This is a genomic window from Streptomyces phytophilus (assembly GCF_013870535.1).
GTDB lineage: Bacteria > Actinomycetota > Actinomycetes > Streptomycetales > Streptomycetaceae > Streptomyces > Streptomyces phytophilus.
In genome coordinates, this window is sequence record NZ_JACBXC010001380.1 from 1 (window position 1) to 1,526 (window position 1,526).

General features: G+C 73.8%; 1 protein-coding gene and 1 pseudogene. Both read left to right on the forward strand.

The genetic code is table 11. From position 1 onward, the window contains the following. Window positions 1–906, forward strand: a 906-nt coding sequence (locus H5J30_RS32550; protein WP_181791262.1) for an ATP-binding cassette domain-containing protein, incomplete at its 5' end; no start/stop codon positions are given. Beyond that, a pseudogene (locus H5J30_RS32555) lies at window positions 903–1,526 on the forward strand (histidine kinase); the annotation flags it as partial. The gene H5J30_RS32550 and the pseudogene H5J30_RS32555, both read left to right, overlap by 4 nt.

Consider the following 1,526-nt stretch of genomic DNA (forward strand, 5'->3'; position numbering starts at 1 on the left):
ACCGGGGTGTCGGCGCGGCATCCGGGGCAGGACGGGCTGGCGCTGGACGGTGTGGATCTGGCGCTGACGCGGGGGCGGCGGGTCGCGGTGGTGGGTGCGTCGGGGTCGGGGAAGACGACGTTGGCGCACGTGCTGCTGCGGTTCCTGGATCCGGTGGCGGGGACGTACCGGCTGGGCGGCGGGAAGGCCGAGAGCACCGCTCTCGCTTCGGAGCACCGCTCACCGGAACACCGCTCTCCCGCGAGAGCACTGCTCTCGAATCAGAGCACCGCCGACGCTCTCGCCTGCGACCCCGACGCCGTACGCCGCCTCGTCGGCCTCTGCGCCCAGGACGCCCACCTCTTCGACAGCACCCTGCGCGAGAACCTCCGCCTCGCCGCCACCGACGCCACCGACGCCGACCTGCGCGCCGCCCTCGCCGCCGCCCGCCTCCTCGACTGGGTCGAGACCCTGCCCCGCGGCCTCGACACCCCCGTCGGCGAACACGGCGCCCGGCTCTCCGGCGGCCAGCGCCAGCGCCTCGCGCTGGCCCGCGCGCTGCTCGCGGACTTCCCCGTGCTCGTACTCGACGAACCCGCCGAGCACCTCGACCTGCCCACCGCCGACGCCCTGACCGCCGACCTCCTCGCCGCCACCGAGGGCCGGACGACGGTGCTGATCACCCACCGGCTGACGGGGCTGGCGGCGGTGGACGAGATCGTGGTGCTGGACCGGGGCCGGGTGGTGCAGCGCGGCACGTACGCGGAGCTGGCGGAGGCGGACGGTCCGTTCCGCCGCACGCTGGTACGGGAGCGGGCGCACCCGTCTCCGTACCCGTACGAGGACGCGGACAGCCCCGGGACATCGGGCGTAGGGAACAATTCCGACTTTCCTCACCGAGAGCCGCTTATTACCCTCGGGACATGACCGCTGCCGACTCCATGGACGCCGCCGCCCGCGCCACCCGGGGACTCCAGGGAGTCTCCAGCGAGCTGGCAGAACGCGTGACGCAGTTGCTGGCCGCCATGCGGTCCATCGGCACGGGGCTGCAACTCCACCCCACGCTCGACGTGATCGCGCAGACGGCGGCAGAGCTGGCCGGGGCGCGGTACGCGTCGATCGTGGTGATCGACGAGCAGAGCGGTGACCTCGACGAGTTCGCGTCGTACGGCGTGGACGAGGTGGACCGGGCGCGCCTCGACGAGATCCCGGACGCGCCGGGGACGACGCTGACGGTGCCGATCGATGTGGACGGGCGGTACTTCGGGGACCTGGTGCTGTCGGAGAAGCGCGGCGGTGGCCGGTTCCGGGACGACGACCTGCACCTCGTACGGATCATCGCCACCGAGGCGGGCATCGCGATCGGCAACGCGCGGCTGCATCTGGAGACGCGGCAGCGGGAACGGTGGATCGACGGGGCGCACGCCGTGACCACCGCGCTGCTGTCGAGCGCCGACGCGCGGGACGCGCTGGGGGTGATCGCGGAGCAGGCGCGGGGGCTCGCGGACGCGATGGCGGGGGTGGTGCTGCTGCCGCGGTCGGGGAGC